This window comes from Rhizobium lusitanum, from assembly GCF_014189535.1.
Taxonomy (GTDB): domain Bacteria; phylum Pseudomonadota; class Alphaproteobacteria; order Rhizobiales; family Rhizobiaceae; genus Rhizobium; species Rhizobium lusitanum_C.
The window spans coordinates 548,059-559,176 of record NZ_CP050307.1 but is presented as its reverse complement, the minus strand read 5'-3'; the positions used below and the strand labels follow the sequence as shown (position 1 = coordinate 559,176).

General features: G+C 60.3%; 21 protein-coding genes. 20 read left to right on the top strand and 1 reads right to left on the bottom strand.

Features of this window, described 5'->3' with window-relative positions; all coding sequences use genetic code 11:
• Positions 1-92 precede the first annotated feature (92 nt).
• The 13 genes from HB780_RS05595 (at position 93) to HB780_RS05535 (ending at position 7,983) form a co-directional block, all read left to right on the top strand.
• Positions 93-398 (top strand): helix-turn-helix domain-containing protein, encoded by a 306-nt coding sequence (locus HB780_RS05595; protein ID WP_183689053.1) that lies wholly within the window; start codon positions 93-95, stop codon positions 396-398.
• Positions 395-1,306, top strand: coding sequence for a ParB/RepB/Spo0J family partition protein (locus HB780_RS05590; protein WP_183689052.1), 912 nt, complete (start codon positions 395-397; stop codon positions 1,304-1,306). The genes HB780_RS05595 and HB780_RS05590 overlap by 4 nt, the downstream gene beginning before the upstream one ends.
• Positions 1,303-1,761: a hypothetical protein gene (locus tag HB780_RS05585; RefSeq protein ID WP_183689051.1), complete on the top strand. Its 459-nt coding sequence runs from the start codon at positions 1,303-1,305 to the stop codon at positions 1,759-1,761. The genes HB780_RS05590 and HB780_RS05585 overlap by 4 nt, the downstream gene beginning before the upstream one ends.
• Positions 1,758-1,910, top strand: a complete 153-nt coding sequence (locus HB780_RS05580; protein ID WP_183689050.1) for a hypothetical protein — start codon at positions 1,758-1,760, stop codon at positions 1,908-1,910. The genes HB780_RS05585 and HB780_RS05580 overlap by 4 nt, the downstream gene beginning before the upstream one ends.
• On the top strand, positions 1,907-4,120 hold the full coding sequence (locus HB780_RS05575) for a Mu transposase C-terminal domain-containing protein (RefSeq protein ID WP_183689049.1): 2,214 nt from the start codon (positions 1,907-1,909) through the stop codon (positions 4,118-4,120). The genes HB780_RS05580 and HB780_RS05575 overlap by 4 nt, the downstream gene beginning before the upstream one ends.
• A gap of 63 nt (positions 4,121-4,183) precedes the next feature.
• Complete coding sequence (locus tag HB780_RS05570; RefSeq protein WP_183689048.1) at positions 4,184-4,933, top strand: AAA family ATPase; 750 nt, start codon at positions 4,184-4,186, stop codon at positions 4,931-4,933.
• Positions 4,933-5,550, top strand: a complete 618-nt coding sequence (locus HB780_RS05565) for a hypothetical protein (protein WP_183689047.1) — start codon at positions 4,933-4,935, stop codon at positions 5,548-5,550. Before HB780_RS05570 ends, HB780_RS05565 begins: the two co-directional genes overlap by 1 nt.
• Positions 5,547-5,969, top strand: coding sequence for a transcriptional regulator (locus HB780_RS05560; protein WP_183689046.1), 423 nt, complete (start codon positions 5,547-5,549; stop codon positions 5,967-5,969). The genes HB780_RS05565 and HB780_RS05560 overlap by 4 nt, the downstream gene beginning before the upstream one ends.
• On the top strand, positions 5,959-6,195 hold the full coding sequence (locus HB780_RS05555) for a hypothetical protein (protein WP_183689045.1): 237 nt from the start codon (positions 5,959-5,961) through the stop codon (positions 6,193-6,195). Before HB780_RS05560 ends, HB780_RS05555 begins: the two co-directional genes overlap by 11 nt.
• Positions 6,185-6,415 carry a hypothetical protein gene (locus HB780_RS05550; protein WP_183689044.1) on the top strand — a complete coding sequence of 77 codons (231 nt, stop codon included), beginning with the start codon at positions 6,185-6,187 and terminating at the stop codon, positions 6,413-6,415. Before HB780_RS05555 ends, HB780_RS05550 begins: the two co-directional genes overlap by 11 nt.
• Positions 6,408-6,707, top strand: a complete 300-nt coding sequence (locus tag HB780_RS05545; RefSeq protein ID WP_183689043.1) for a hypothetical protein — start codon at positions 6,408-6,410, stop codon at positions 6,705-6,707. The genes HB780_RS05550 and HB780_RS05545 overlap by 8 nt, the downstream gene beginning before the upstream one ends.
• Entirely contained in the window at positions 6,704-7,450 is a 747-nt protein-coding gene (locus HB780_RS05540; RefSeq protein WP_183689042.1) for a helix-turn-helix domain-containing protein, read from the top strand. Before HB780_RS05545 ends, HB780_RS05540 begins: the two co-directional genes overlap by 4 nt.
• Before the next feature lie 2 nt (positions 7,451-7,452).
• Positions 7,453-7,983 (top strand): host-nuclease inhibitor Gam family protein, encoded by a 531-nt coding sequence (locus HB780_RS05535; RefSeq protein ID WP_183689041.1) that lies wholly within the window; start codon positions 7,453-7,455, stop codon positions 7,981-7,983.
• Positions 7,984-7,989: 6 nt separating this feature from the next.
• Here the strand turns inward: HB780_RS05535 and HB780_RS05530 are convergent, their stop codons facing one another.
• Positions 7,990-8,745 carry a hypothetical protein gene (locus HB780_RS05530; RefSeq protein ID WP_183689040.1) on the bottom strand — a complete coding sequence of 252 codons (756 nt, stop codon included), beginning with the start codon at positions 8,743-8,745 and terminating at the stop codon, positions 7,990-7,992.
• Positions 8,746-8,831: 86 nt separating this feature from the next.
• Between HB780_RS05530 and HB780_RS05525 the strand changes: the two genes are divergently transcribed.
• From HB780_RS05525 to HB780_RS05495, 7 genes are read left to right on the top strand one after another with little or no spacing between them, the layout of a single operon-like run.
• Positions 8,832-9,107 carry a hypothetical protein gene (locus HB780_RS05525; RefSeq protein ID WP_183689039.1) on the top strand — a complete coding sequence of 92 codons (276 nt, stop codon included), beginning with the start codon at positions 8,832-8,834 and terminating at the stop codon, positions 9,105-9,107.
• Positions 9,104-9,763, top strand: coding sequence for a regulatory protein GemA (locus HB780_RS05520; RefSeq protein ID WP_183689038.1), 660 nt, complete (start codon positions 9,104-9,106; stop codon positions 9,761-9,763). Before HB780_RS05525 ends, HB780_RS05520 begins: the two co-directional genes overlap by 4 nt.
• Positions 9,760-10,038 (top strand): hypothetical protein, encoded by a 279-nt coding sequence (locus HB780_RS05515; RefSeq protein WP_183689037.1) that lies wholly within the window; start codon positions 9,760-9,762, stop codon positions 10,036-10,038. Before HB780_RS05520 ends, HB780_RS05515 begins: the two co-directional genes overlap by 4 nt.
• Positions 10,031-10,276 carry a hypothetical protein gene (locus HB780_RS05510; protein ID WP_183689036.1) on the top strand — a complete coding sequence of 82 codons (246 nt, stop codon included), beginning with the start codon at positions 10,031-10,033 and terminating at the stop codon, positions 10,274-10,276. The genes HB780_RS05515 and HB780_RS05510 overlap by 8 nt, the downstream gene beginning before the upstream one ends.
• Complete coding sequence (locus HB780_RS05505) at positions 10,273-10,476, top strand: hypothetical protein (protein WP_183689035.1); 204 nt, start codon at positions 10,273-10,275, stop codon at positions 10,474-10,476. Before HB780_RS05510 ends, HB780_RS05505 begins: the two co-directional genes overlap by 4 nt.
• Positions 10,469-10,696 carry a hypothetical protein gene (locus HB780_RS05500; protein WP_183689034.1) on the top strand — a complete coding sequence of 76 codons (228 nt, stop codon included), beginning with the start codon at positions 10,469-10,471 and terminating at the stop codon, positions 10,694-10,696. The genes HB780_RS05505 and HB780_RS05500 overlap by 8 nt, the downstream gene beginning before the upstream one ends.
• Complete coding sequence (locus HB780_RS05495) at positions 10,693-11,055, top strand: helix-turn-helix domain-containing protein (RefSeq protein ID WP_183689033.1); 363 nt, start codon at positions 10,693-10,695, stop codon at positions 11,053-11,055. Before HB780_RS05500 ends, HB780_RS05495 begins: the two co-directional genes overlap by 4 nt.
• Positions 11,056-11,118: the final 63 nt, after the last annotated feature.

The following is an 11,118-nucleotide window of genomic DNA, read 5'->3' as shown; positions in this document are numbered from 1 at the left end:
CGAATTTATGCGACATTAGTTGCAACAACTGTTTGAACACCTACCCCCACACCAACCGACCTTCGGAAGAGGTCGATCAGCAGGGAGCAATCATGACCGCCACCAAAAAGTGGGATCGGATAGAAATCAGGGCGGAGCTTGCCAAGCGCGGCCTCACCCTTACCGGCATCGCACGCGACGCCGGCCTTTACGACAGTGCGTGCAGGCAGGGGATCATCGGCGCAAGCAGAGCAGGAGCAGAGGCGATTGCTCGCGCCTGCCAAGTCCCCTTTCGCGAAATGTTCCCCGACAGCTACACGCGTGGCCGTCATGACGAAGGGAAGAGTAGCAGCAACAAGAGTTGCAACGGAAGTGCAAAAACGTCGTCTGCCGCTGACCGCGTGCGGAGCGTCGCATGACAGTCAAGTCAAATCGCTCCGTCATCGCTGACAACGAGTTTGACTCCGATGGGCGTCAGCTCGTCGAGATCAGCAAGATCCGCCGCTCGGCCGACCATCGCAAGCATGAACGTGCGACCGTCCAGGCCTTCGCCGAGAACGTCGATATCTTCGGCCTGAAGCAGGCGATCGAAGTTGTCGTCGAGCCTGACGGCCTCTATCGGCTGGCCTTCGGTGCCTTGCGCGTCGACGCCTACCAATATCTGAACCGGGCCAAGATCCCGGCGATCGTGAAGCGTGCCGAAGAGTTCTCATCCGAGGCGACCATCCGTCTCAGCTCCATCGTCGAGAACATGGCGCGCCGCGACCTCACCGTGCTGGAAAAGAGCGCCGCGATCGCCGACTGGTGCGGCATCTACCGTGCCGCTCATCCAGGCATCAAACCGGGTCGGAAACCAGCCGGAGCCGAGCGGGTCGAATTGAGTCTCAACTTGATACTCAATTCATCTGATACCGATTTACAGGAGGCCAGCGGTCAGTTTGCCGCCAGCTTCTCGGAAGCGGCGCAGACATTCCTCGGCGTGTCCCGTGCCGGCGTCTTTCGTGCCCTGAAGATCGCCTCCATCACCTCTCTGCAGCGTGAGCGCATCACCTTTCATCCCTTGGCCGAAAACCAGGCGGAGTTGATGGCGCTCGCGGCGCAGGGCTCAGAGCGGCAGGCCGCGATCATCGATCTGATCCTCGGCAACAAGGCAGCCAGTGTCGAAGACGCCATGGCGATCCTCGACCAGCGGCCCCGCGATATCGTTGCCGCCTGGGAGAAGTTCGCGGGCAAGTTTTCCCGCCTTGTCGAGGCCGAGCAGGATCGCTTCTTCGATCTCAATGAGCCGGCGATCGTGCGCTGGCAGGCGAAGCGGAAACAGAAATGACCCGCAAGCGCGACACCTTCACCGCCGACCTGTTCCGGGACTACGAGCCGCAGCCTGTCGTCGAGCGTTTCGACGCCGACGAGGTCAAGGCGTGGTCTCTCGCGGGCCGGCTGTCGAAGGCCGTCGCTCTTACGATGGAAGAAAGCGGCATGACGCGCGATGCGATCGCGTCTGCCATGTCCGATATCACGAAGGCCTCGGTCTCCAAGGCGATGCTGGACGCATATGCGAGCCAGGCGCGCGAGCAGCATTCGATCCCCGCCATCCGCCTTGCCGCCCTCGTGGCAATCACCGGCGATGTGAGGGCTTTGAATGTCCTGCTCGAAGAGGCCGGCATGATCGTGATCCCCAAAAAATATGAGGCGCTGCTGCGCCGCGAACGGGCACGCGAACTCCGCGCCTTGCTCGATCGCGAAGAACAGGCGGCCGACCTCGAATGGAGGACAAAAAGATGATTTCCACAGAGATAGTGTCGACCTTATTGCAGCTTCTTCTCCTGATGATCATGGCGACGGGCTTTGCCTTCTTCGCGGGCTTGGCGATCGGCGTCATCATTTGGGGACCGTCCTCCCGCAGCGACCAGCGGAAGGACGGCCGCAAATGAAGGATTGGCTGACCGCACGCGAAATTGCCGAGGAACGGCTGCCACATCTGCCAACCGCCGAGAGTTCCGTTATCCGTCTCGCCAAGAGGGAAAACTGGGACCAGCACCCGACCTTCGCCCGTCGACGGAGCGGTCTCGGTGGCGGATTGGAATACCATTTTCGCCTGCTGCCTTCGCTGGCGCAGATCGCCTATTTTCAGAAGTATAAGGTCGTCGGGGATGACGTCCCCGAACTGGATGTCCGCCTCAAGGGCAAGGCTGAACTCACCGACCGCGAAACGAAGGAACGGGATGCCCGCTTGGCTGTCCTTTCCGCCTATGAGCTGTTCTCTCGCGGCTTGAAGCTCAATCAGCAGGCCTGCATTCAGGTATTTTGCGACCGCTACCAGATGGGTTCCATTCGTGTCGACGAGTGGGTGAAGTCGGTCATTCCGGCGACCTCCAGGCGGACGCTGTTGCGGTGGCTGTCGGCAAAGCGAAGCGGTACCGCCGATGCTCTTGGCGTCGATCGCAGTAAAGCACGCGCCGGTACCGGATTGTTGGAAACCGCCAATAACGGCGCGGTGCGGGCCTTCGTCCTCGCATGGATTGCCAGAAGTCCGCATCTTTCCGCCGATATCATACGCGGCTACTGCGAAGATCATTTCGGCGCGGAACTGACGGACCGCAATGGCGAGCTGAAACCGCTGCCACCACCGCGCACCTTCCAGCATTTCATCAAGGCTTTAAAGGCCTCTGAAAACGTCGTTCTGACCAAGATTACGGACCCCGACAAGTTCCGCTCGACGATGAAGCTGTCGGGCACAGGCACCTATCGTTATATCGACGAGCCGAATGCGCTCTGGATGATCGATGCTTCGCCGGTCGATGCGCTCTGCGTTGATGGTCGCTATTCGATGTATGCCTGCATCGACATTGCCACGCGCCGGCTGATCATCACCCTATCGAAGACACCGCGCGCCTCGTCCGTTGGCCTGCTGATCCGCAAGTCCATCCTCAAATGGGGCGTGGCCCGCGTCATCAAGACGGACAACGGCTCGGATTTCGTTGCCATCGCCACGAAGCGGCTGTTCAGCAATCTCGATACCGAGGCAGACGTTTCCGACGCCTACAGCCCAGAACAGAAGGGCCATGTCGAGCGCGTCATCAAAACCTTTCAGCATGAGGTATGCCCGCAGTTGCCCGGCTACATCGGCCACAATGTCGCCGACCGCAAGGCGATCGAAGGACGCAAGAGCTTTGCGCAACGCCTGGGCGCGGACGAAAATGACCTGTTCGAAGTCTCGCTCACCGCCGAGCAGCTGCAGCGTCACATCGACGATTGGGTGGAGTACGTCTATGCCACGCGCGTGCATAGCGCGCTGAACGGCCGGTCACCGGAGCAAGTCGTGGCGGCCTCCATGACACCGATCCGCCGCGTCGATGAACGCGCACTCGACGCTCTGTTGATGCCGGTCGCCGGAAAGAACGGCATTCGCACGGTTGGCAAGCAAGGCATCAAACACGACAACGCGCAGTATCTTATCGGCTCGGTCATGGTCGGTACGGACGTTTTTTGCCGCCTCGATCCGATCGACATGGGGCGCCTGTATGCCTTTTCCGCCGATGATGGCCGGTATCTCGATGTGGCGATCTGCCCGGAACGGGCGGGCATCAATCCGCAGACATTCGTCAAGGCTCAGAAGGAACTTGCCGCCGAACTCATCCGCGAGAAGGAGCGCGAGATCAAGGCGGATATCCGCGAGCTGAAGAGAGGCCCTTCCGGCATCGAGCGTACCATACGGCTTGCCAAGAAGAAGGCCGCAGAGCGCGAAGCCGCGAAGGACAACGTCATCCAGCTGCCGAAGCGCGAAGAGCAGCACACGACACCCGCGATCGCCGCCGCCATCGATGCCATGACGATCCCGCAGAACTCATCCACACCCAAGCCGCTGAACGATCAGGCCGCCAAGCTTCACGAGGCGATCGTTCGCGAGAGCGCGCAGCGCGTCAGCGCCAAGGTCGTTCACCTCGATCCCGACGCCGGTCTTAGCGAGACCGCGCGCCGCGTCAAATGGGCGCTCGCGATCGACGACCAGATCGCTGCCGGTGCTGTGATCGACGACGAAACCGCCATCCAGCTCGCCCGGTTCAAGAGCACGCCTCAGTACCGGACGGCCATGGATTGCATGAAGGATTTTGGCCTGGAGAACGCGTTGCGAATGCTCTGAGCCGGAAAAAGAAAGGCTCCGTTGCACCGGAGCCCTGCATTTCAATGAACTTATGAGGGCAAAATGACTGCAAATCCTAGAACTGTCAACAACGGTGAAGCCGCGCCGATCAAGAACGTCGCCGCTTGCCTGACCCTTGTCCGGTCCCTACAGAACCGCCATCCGCTGCAGCCGAACCTTGGTGTGTTCGCCGGCTTTTCCGGCTACGGCAAGTCGGTCGCCGCGCTCTATGCGCAGAACAAGACGGATGCAGCCTATGTCGAGGTGTCCGACACCTGGACGCGTAAGAAGTTGCTGTCGTCGATCCTGAGCGAGCTTGGCCAGCACAAGCCGACCGGCACGCTGTCCGACCTGGAAGACGAGATCATCGCCATTCTGGCGCGAGATCCGCATCGGCCGTTGCTCATCGACGAGGCGGACAAGCTGGTCGACAAGAACATGATCGAGCTTGTCCGCATGATCGCCAAGAAGTCCAACGTTCCGGTGCTCTTGATCGGTGAAGAGCTGTTCCCCCGGAAGCTGGACAATGTCGACCGCTTTCGCGACCTCGTGCTGGTGATGGACTATGCCCAGCCCTGCGATCTAGACGACACGCGCACGCTTGCACGCACATTCTATCCCGGCCTGCGCATAAACGACGATCTGCTGGAGATGGTGCGAGCCAAGGGCGACGGCCGCGTCCGCCGCATCGGCAACAGCCTGCACGACATTGCCGGCTTCGCGACCTTTCGCGGACTGGATGAGATCTCAGCATCTCAGTACAGCGGCCATTTCTCAGGTGGCAAGCTGCCCTCCAGGCGGGAGGCAGCCTGATGCCGCTCGTCCTTAAGCTCACTGCCAAGAAGGGCAAGCCCGTCATTCGCGGTTCGGATCATTTCTGGTCGGTCATGATGGATCACGCCGTCGCGGATGATTCCTTCAGCATCGCCGATATCTTTGGCGGCTCGAATACCTGGAAAGAGGATGTCAAAGATTTCGTCCGGCGGCTGGAGAAGGCGGGCTTCATTGAGCGTGTGCCACTTATGTCGCCCATTCGCTGGAAGGTCCAGATCAAGCAGCGCACCACGCCGAAAGTGCGGCGTGACGGCACGATCGTTGCCGGGGCGAGCAGACTGCAAGCCATGTGGAATACCATGCGCTCGCCTGTCAGCCGCTCTGGTTTCACCGCCCAGGATATCGTCGCCTGGGGATCAACCGATGAACTGAAGATCGTCAAGGGAACGGCGCTCAACTACATCACCACGCTGGCGAGCGCCGGCTATCTGATCCAGTTGGCACCGGGCAATCGGCACAAGCTGGCCATATGGCGCCTGTCTCCCGGTATGAACACCGGCCCGCTGCCGCCGATGGTCCTGCGCACGAAGGTCGTGTTCGACCAGAACCGGCATGAAGTGGTCGGCGAAAGCATTGCCGAGGAGGAACGCGTATGAACCGTGGACCTATCCCCGGCCGCGCGGCCGTCGACCACATTGCCAAAGTGAAGATCGCCTGGGGCGACGATACTCCTGAATGGATCGTCGCCCTGGCCGAAGCCTGCAACCGATCCAGTCAGTCGGCAGTTGCGAAGGACCTCGGCTATTCCGGCCCGGTGATCAGCCAGGTGCTCAGCAACAAGTATCAGAACGGCGACCTGACGCGTGTCGAACAGATGGTTCGTGGCGCGCTCATGGCCGAAACCATCATCTGCCCGATCATGGGCGAGATGGCCCGCGACGTATGCCAGTCCTGGCAGAAGAAGCCGTTCGGCACGGCATCGTCGCACCGGGTCCGGATGTACACGGCATGCCGTTCAGGCTGCCCGCATAGCCGAATTTCCACCAACAGAAGCGAGGTTGACGATGCTCTCTGATGCTATTCGTGAATTGCGTGAACGCGTGAAGGTCGGAGCCGTCCCGGACAGTGTTGCCGGCCTCCTGCTGACCTTCCGCGCCTTCGAGCTGGAGGCGCGGAACATGGAGGAGCGGATCGAGCTTCTCACCGGCCGGCCGCATGTCGCGCTCGACGGACACCTGGTCTCAGCACCGGTCACCATCTTCGGCTTCGATATGGGGCGGGAGGTGCATCATGGTTCTTGAGACCCTGCGCCTGATGTGCGTCCGGCTTGAGCCTTACCGGGATAGCGGCACTGTCCTCGATGCCGACGGCGTCTCGGCGCTGATCACCATGCTTCAGCTCTACGAGATCGAATACAGGCTGCTCGCATTGCGCGCCCTGGGCGCCGATCCGGCCGATATCCCGACCGACACCAACATCATCTCCATCAAGCCTTATCTGGAGGGCCGCAATCATGCGTGACCTGGAATATTTGTCCGATCAGTTGATCGCCACCCGCAACCGCTTGGCCGAGTTTCGTCACGGCGGCATCTTCCTGAACGACGAGGAACTGGAGGGCTTCATCAAGCGCTTCGACCGGTTCACCGAGATCGCCCGCAAGCTCGAAGCCGAGATCTCTCGTCGCGAGTGGAATGACCGCGCGGCCCGCGACGGCAAGGTGCTCGACATCGACGAGTTGCCGATCGGCAGCAACGTCGTCGCCTTTCCAGGCCGCGCTCCGGATCATCGTCCGACCGGGGGTAACGCGGCATGACGATCACCTGCAGGCTCATCAGCGAGACCGTGGCCAAGTCCTATGGTGTCACGGTGCGCGATCTGAATTCCCGTCGCAAGGGAGATGGCGTCGTTCTGCCGCGCCATATGTCCTGGACCCTGGCGAGAAGGCTCACTGAGCGTTCGTTTCCGGAGATCGGGCGCTTCATGGGCGGGCGTGATCACACCACGATAATTCATGGTGTGCGCAGGATCGAGGAGGCCCTCGGCAGCGATCCGCAGATAGCTGCGAACTATATGCAGCTCGTCGAGGTCATCACCGTCCTGGGCGAGGCGTCGGACAAAGCCGACCGCACTGCCGTTCGCTTCCACGACATCGATCCGCTCGAAACCGCCGAAGCCTTCCTGGAAGCGAAGTTCCGGGACTTTATGCCATCGCTGGAGGCCATCCGAGCATTGTGTATGGGCGTCCTGCATTACGTGACCGAACTGGATCACGCCAACGCGATGCTTGCCCAGGCAGAGACCGAACTGGAGCGCCACCAGGATATCCTGAATACCCAAACGGATCTTTGGCATCGGGAGCGCTCGACGCTTGAGGACCGGCTGGCGAATCTCGCCCTCGGCACCGTGAGAACTGACGCAGCACTTGCTGCCGCAGCCACCGTGGTCACCAAGCTCAAGGCGTTGAACTCAGCCCAAATGACCATCAACGAGCGCCCGGCCCGCAAGGCGCTCGAAGCCTCCCTGAAAACTCTTCAAACCACCTTTGAAAGGATCTGAACATGGCCGCTAAGGCAAAGACGAAATCGAAAGCCATCTCCCGCGTGCCGCAGTCTCGCGAAGACGCCGTGTGGTCAGTCGGCCGCATTGGTACGCTGCGCCGGATGATCGCGCAGAATCAGGCGACGGCGGAAGAAGCCGTTCGGGTTGCTGGAGAGAAGCTTGAGCGTGACACCGCCGATTTAGCAACAGAGTTGGCAGAGCATGAGCGCGGCGTTCAGACGTGGTGCGAGGCGAACCGGAATTCGCTTACCAATGACGGCAAGGTCAAGTTCCATGACTTCGGTACCGGTCAGATCAAATGGCGGTCGCGGCCTGCCAGCGTCACTGTGCGCGGCATGGAGACCATTATCGAGGCGTTCAAAAAGCTTGGTTTCAAAGACTTCGTCCGCACCAAGGAAGAGCTGAACAAGGAGGCCATGCTCGCGGACCCTGACAAGGCCCGCTTGGCGGCGGGCGTCACCATCAAATCGGCCGGCGAAGATTTCGAGATTGCGCCGACGGAAATGACCCCTCCAAGCGTAACGGCGTGAGGTGCGTCAATGCGGTACTTCCCCCAAGTCGTCAAGGAATTGCACGTACCACTTGTCCAGCACGGCCAAGACAGTTTCCGCTTGACCGATCACCGAGACCATGATGGCGGCGGCTTCTCCGTCATACGTCAGCGGCGGATGTTCGCCCTCGATGTAATTGCCCCACGACTTTTTCACCTCGGTGATTGCCTTCGCATGATCCAGGATATCACGAAGCTGTTCGATACTTTCCTCGGCCTGATGGGGCAAGAAGTCCATTTCCGCGCTGGTTTTGTCGGATATAATCTCTCGCAGCTTTTTTACCTCGAAGAGCAGCTGCAGGAAATTGTTCCTCCGAGCTACCGTCCAGCCTGTTTTCAGATGTTGGCCGCCGTTAGCGTGGACAAAGGCGTCGTATTCCATCCTGGATTGGATATCCCGAGAAGAAACCTTCAACGCCCACAGTCGCGGCCTGAGACGTTCCACGAACCGCTCCGCCGCGATTTTTTCTCGCCAACGATCGCTCTGCAACTGGCGCTTTTGTCGAGCGTCCTCCCGGCGGTCGCTCTCCTGCATTTGCCTGATAGTAAGATAAGCCGCTCCGACGGCTATAATGCCGGTGATCAGGGTCTGATAATTGTAAACGAAGTTCGCCCAACGATCACCGAGATCACTCCAGTTGGTCGGCGGTTGCGGCTTCCCGATTATCGCTACCGAGGCGACGGCAGCAAAAGCGATCACGCCAGCCGCTCCCAAAATCGCTTTCCGAATGCGCTCAGACATGCTGCGCTCAGCCCTTCTTCCCAAAGTGGTTCGCGCAATTACCACCACAATGCCCAGCGCGCTGCAAGCACGCCGCGAGGTGCAGCATGACAGGCATTTACTGGACGCCCGACGAAGCCCAACTCAAAGCCTTCTCCTCGTCTTCGAAGAGCACAACAAAGGGTGTCGAAACTCTCATCAAGATCGAGATTTCGGTGAAAGACCCTTGGGCGATCTCTTCGATCCTTCGCCAGCTCGACGAAGTCTCACGCGAGCAGACATCGGTCAAGCCGGCCACCCAGAAAACTCCAACCACCAAGACTAAGCCTCTGGCGCTGCCGGCACCGCTGCTGCAGCTGCCGTATTTGGGAGACGAGAAATGACCTCTTCGACCGCCATCATCAATATCGCCAAGACAACGCTCGGTCTCGACGAAGAGACCTACCGAGCCAAGCTGAAGAACATCACCGGCGAAACCTCGCTGCGGAAGATGACGGAAGCGCAGATGCGCCAGGTCATCACCGTATTCGAGAAAGAGGGCTTTCGTCGCGGCCCGAAGAAGAGCCGCAACGACGGACGCCGCGAGCTGACCGGCCCGTATCTCGGCAAGCTGCGGGCGCTCTGGATCGCCGGCTATAACCTCGGGATTATCCGCAACCGCGACGATCGCGCCATGATCGCCTGGATCGAGGATCAGACCGGCATTCCGGACACGCGGTTCCTGCGGGCGCACGCCGATGCCAAAGCCGCGATCGAGGGGCTGAAAGGCTGGCTCACGCGCGAGGGCCGCGTCGGATTCGGAAACACCAACGGCCAGGAGTGGCTTGGCAGCGATCCGGCCAAGGTCGCCTGGGCACAGTGGAAGATCTTGCATCCGGACGCCGGCCTGATCGTCCGCAAGGGTTTCGATGAGGAGGTCGCCAAGCTTCTCAAGATCAAGTTCGTCTGGCTTGCCGATCTGAAGCCGCGTGATTGGCAGGCGGTCATGAACGGCTTTGGTGCCCGCGTCCGCGCTGCCAGAAAGGCAGGCCCGGCATGACGCGCGTTCCCGTCTACGGCCAACCGAAGGATCAATGGGGGCGTGTCATGGGCATGATTAGCGTTGATAGCCCGCGACAGGCCATGCTGATGGAAGCGGTCCTGGTCGAAGCCATGAAGCGTTATGCCGGCCGGTCCGAGGAAACGCTTCTCGCCAAGTGGCACGGCGAACTCGTTCATATGCGGGAGCGGGCCGCGAAAGCCGAATGGCGAGGATGGGAGGATGACTATCCAGTCGAGCCTCGCGCTTCCGGGAAGGGAGCCGCCCGTGGATAACGTTTATCCTCTCCTCGGCGTCCAACGCCCGCAGCCGCTGCTAATCGATCACAATGGCCGTGAGATGAAGCTCTTTGTCTATTCCTATCGCTATGCCGACAAGGAATGGAGCATCGAGCTTTGGGCCTGGTCGCGCCGTGATGCGAAACGTCGGGTGCGTGCCATGCGTCGTAGTTTGCGACTGGATGGCATGGTTCATTGCAACGATGTTCCGCTCGCAGCGGTGGTTCATCCATGACGGCGCTCCCGCTCTTAAATTGGCGCGAACTGTCGGAGCTGGAAAAGCTCCGGGAGGATCGCGAGGCGCTCCTGAGCCGCATCAGGACGTTGCGCCCACACGCTCATAAGCGGGTCGCGCTGGAAGAGCGGGCTCGCCTTATCACCCTTCAGGCAATCGAGCTGGAAGCCAAGCTCTTCGGCGGGACCTTTCATGACTGATCCTATCGTTGTTTCCGATCACGCGATCCTGCGCTACCTGGAGCGCGCCCATGGTCTCGATATCGAGGCAGTGCGCCGGCACATCGCGGCTCGTTGCGAGACCGGTGTAAGGCTCGGCGCTGCCGGCGTGGTGATCGAGAAGGTGAAGTTCATCATCGAGGACGGCGTTGTCGTGACGACGCTGAAGGCACGTTGGCCGACGAAGGGCGGTGCTGGATGACGGACGTCAAGGTTCCCGCACATCTTCAGCCCTATGTTCATGCCCTCGGCGAAGATCTGGCCATCAGGTTCTTTCTGCGGTTCGGTGGAGCGCCTCTATATCTGGCGGGACGGCCGCAAGATCGATCGCAACTTATCGAGTTCATGAGCGCCGAACATGTCGCGGCTCTTGCCAAGGCGCTCGGTCCCGGTCATATCTTCCGCGTGCCGATCAATCGTGAATGGATCGCGAACCGTTTATCGGCCAAAGGCTGGAAGACCCTCGCCATAGCGCGGGAACTGCACGTCACCGATGTGACGGTGCGCAAGTGGCTAAAGCCGAAAGACCAGCGGCAGCTCTCATTTTTCAGCAAGCTTTGAGCGGACTTACAATACGCTTGTGAGAAGTATTATTGCCGCCAATCCCCCAAGGTCCTCGCAGAT

What these genes read in the sequence shown, in the direction of transcription:
- HB780_RS05575 (WP_183689049.1), top strand. Translation starts at nt 1,907, where the DNA reads ATGAAGGATTGGCTGACCGCACGCGAAATTGCCGAGGAACGGCTGCCA.
- HB780_RS05530 (WP_183689040.1), bottom strand. Translation starts at nt 8,745, where the DNA reads ATGTCTGAGCGCATTCGGAAAGCGATTTTGGGAGCGGCTGGCGTGATC.
- HB780_RS05500 (WP_183689034.1), top strand. Translation starts at nt 10,469, where the DNA reads ATGACTGATCCTATCGTTGTTTCCGATCACGCGATCCTGCGCTACCTG.
- HB780_RS05540 (WP_183689042.1), top strand. Translation starts at nt 6,704, where the DNA reads ATGACGATCACCTGCAGGCTCATCAGCGAGACCGTGGCCAAGTCCTAT.
- HB780_RS05565 (WP_183689047.1), top strand. Translation starts at nt 4,933, where the DNA reads ATGCCGCTCGTCCTTAAGCTCACTGCCAAGAAGGGCAAGCCCGTCATT.
- HB780_RS05555 (WP_183689045.1), top strand. Translation starts at nt 5,959, where the DNA reads ATGCTCTCTGATGCTATTCGTGAATTGCGTGAACGCGTGAAGGTCGGA.
- HB780_RS05520 (WP_183689038.1), top strand. Translation starts at nt 9,104, where the DNA reads ATGACCTCTTCGACCGCCATCATCAATATCGCCAAGACAACGCTCGGT.
- HB780_RS05560 (WP_183689046.1), top strand. Translation starts at nt 5,547, where the DNA reads ATGAACCGTGGACCTATCCCCGGCCGCGCGGCCGTCGACCACATTGCC.
- HB780_RS05535 (WP_183689041.1), top strand. Translation starts at nt 7,453, where the DNA reads ATGGCCGCTAAGGCAAAGACGAAATCGAAAGCCATCTCCCGCGTGCCG.
- HB780_RS05515 (WP_183689037.1), top strand. Translation starts at nt 9,760, where the DNA reads ATGACGCGCGTTCCCGTCTACGGCCAACCGAAGGATCAATGGGGGCGT.
- HB780_RS05585 (WP_183689051.1), top strand. Translation starts at nt 1,303, where the DNA reads ATGACCCGCAAGCGCGACACCTTCACCGCCGACCTGTTCCGGGACTAC.
- HB780_RS05550 (WP_183689044.1), top strand. Translation starts at nt 6,185, where the DNA reads ATGGTTCTTGAGACCCTGCGCCTGATGTGCGTCCGGCTTGAGCCTTAC.
- HB780_RS05505 (WP_183689035.1), top strand. Translation starts at nt 10,273, where the DNA reads ATGACGGCGCTCCCGCTCTTAAATTGGCGCGAACTGTCGGAGCTGGAA.
- HB780_RS05595 (WP_183689053.1), top strand. Translation starts at nt 93, where the DNA reads ATGACCGCCACCAAAAAGTGGGATCGGATAGAAATCAGGGCGGAGCTT.
- HB780_RS05590 (WP_183689052.1), top strand. Translation starts at nt 395, where the DNA reads ATGACAGTCAAGTCAAATCGCTCCGTCATCGCTGACAACGAGTTTGAC.
- HB780_RS05570 (WP_183689048.1), top strand. Translation starts at nt 4,184, where the DNA reads ATGACTGCAAATCCTAGAACTGTCAACAACGGTGAAGCCGCGCCGATC.
- HB780_RS05545 (WP_183689043.1), top strand. Translation starts at nt 6,408, where the DNA reads ATGCGTGACCTGGAATATTTGTCCGATCAGTTGATCGCCACCCGCAAC.
- HB780_RS05495 (WP_183689033.1), top strand. Translation starts at nt 10,693, where the DNA reads ATGACGGACGTCAAGGTTCCCGCACATCTTCAGCCCTATGTTCATGCC.
- HB780_RS05525 (WP_183689039.1), top strand. Translation starts at nt 8,832, where the DNA reads ATGACAGGCATTTACTGGACGCCCGACGAAGCCCAACTCAAAGCCTTC.
- HB780_RS05580 (WP_183689050.1), top strand. Translation starts at nt 1,758, where the DNA reads ATGATTTCCACAGAGATAGTGTCGACCTTATTGCAGCTTCTTCTCCTG.